The sequence below is a fragment of the Alloyangia pacifica genome (assembly GCF_900116195.1).
Lineage (GTDB): Bacteria > Pseudomonadota > Alphaproteobacteria > Rhodobacterales > Rhodobacteraceae > Salipiger > Salipiger pacificus.
Genome location: NZ_FOZW01000039.1, coordinates 1 through 1,721, shown reverse-complemented (window position 1 = coordinate 1,721; position 1,721 = coordinate 1). Strand labels below are relative to the sequence as shown.

Here is a 1,721-nt window from a genome sequence, read left to right as displayed (position 1 = left end):
GGAACAGTCTTGCTGTTCCTGGATCGGATCAAGCCTATCGGGCCATTAGTACCGGTCAGCTGAATGCATTGCTGCACTTACACCTCCGGCCTATCGACGTGGTGGTCTTCCACGGCCCTCAGGGATACCTTGTTTTGAGGGGGGCTTCCCGCTTAGATGCCTTCAGCGGTTATCCTGTCCGATCATAGCTACCCAGCACTGCCGTTGGCACGACAACTGGTCCACCAGTGGATCGTTCACCCCGGTCCTCTCGTACTAGGGGCAACTCCTCTCAAGTATCCTACACCCACGGCAGATAGGGACCGAACTGTCTCACGACGTTCTAAACCCAGCTCACGTACCTCTTTAAATGGCGAACAGCCATACCCTTGGGACCTGCTCCAGCCCCAGGATGAGATGAGCCGACATCGAGGTGCCAAACACTGCCGTCGATATGGACTCTTGGGCAGTATCAGCCTGTTATCCCCGGCGTACCTTTTATCCGTTGAGCGATGGCCCTCCCACTTGGGACCACCGGATCACTATGGCCGTCTTTCGACTCTGCTCGACTTGTCAGTCTTGCAGTCAGGCTGGCTTCTGCCATTGCACTCAACGAGCGATTTCCGACCGCTCTGAGCCAACCTTCGCGCGCCTCCGTTACGCTTTAGGAGGCGACCGCCCCAGTCAAACTACCCGCCACACAGGGTCCCGGAACCCGATAAGGGATCGCGGTTAGACATCAAGCAATGCAAGGGTGGTATCTCAAGGGAGGCTCCACAGACACTGGCGTGTCTGCTTCGAAGCCTACCACCTATCCTGCACATGCATGGCCTGATGCCAGTGTGAAGCTGTAGTAAAGGTGCACGGGGTCTTTCCGTCTAACCGCGGGAAGCCTGCATCTTGACAGGCAATTCAATTTCGCTGAGTCGATGTTGGAGACAGCGGGGAAGTCGTTACGCCATTCGTGCAGGTCGGAACTTACCCGACAAGGAATTTCGCTACCTTAGGACCGTTATAGTTACGGCCGCCGTTTACCTGGGCTTCAATTCAGAGCTCTCACCCCTCCTTTTAACCTTCAGGCACCGGGCAGGCGTCAGACCCTATACGTCGTCTTGCGACTTCGCAGAGCCCTGTGTTTTTAGTAAACAGTCGCCACCCCCTGGTTTGTGCCCCCAGCCAAAACTTGCGTTGAAACTGGGCCTCCTTCTCGCGAACTTACGGAGGTATTTTGCCGAGTTCCTTCAACATCGTTCTCTCAAGCGCCTTGGTATTCTCTACCAGTCCACCTGTGTCGGTTTAGGGTACGGTCTAAAAGTGGGGCTATTTCCAGGAACCGCTCAGCAGCCCTTCCAATCCGATAAGGAAGAACTACCCCTGCGATCCGTCACCACCACATGGCCCAGGAATATTGACCTGGTTCCCATCGACTACGCCTTTCGGCCTCGCCTTAGGGGCCGGCTTACCCTGCTCAGATTAGCTTTAAGCAGGAACCCTTGGACTTTCGGCGAGAGTGTCTCTCACACTCTTTGTCGCTACTCATGTCATCATTCTCGCTAGTGATCTCTCCACCGGATGCCTTACAGCCCGGCTTCACAGAAAGGACTATCTCCTCCATTACATCCCGAGGGATGCAGAAGAGGAGGAGTCCTATGTCACACTACGCTCCGCTACCATGCGCTATGCGCATCCTCGGCTTCGGCTCATGGCTTGAGCCCCGTTACATCTTCGCCGCAGGACAACTT

General features: G+C 55.5%; 1 rRNA gene. It reads right to left on the bottom strand.

Annotated elements, in window-relative coordinates:
• Positions 1-24 precede the first annotated feature (24 nt).
• Positions 25-1,721: ribosomal RNA gene (locus tag BM397_RS28835) — 23S ribosomal RNA — on the bottom strand; the annotation flags it as partial.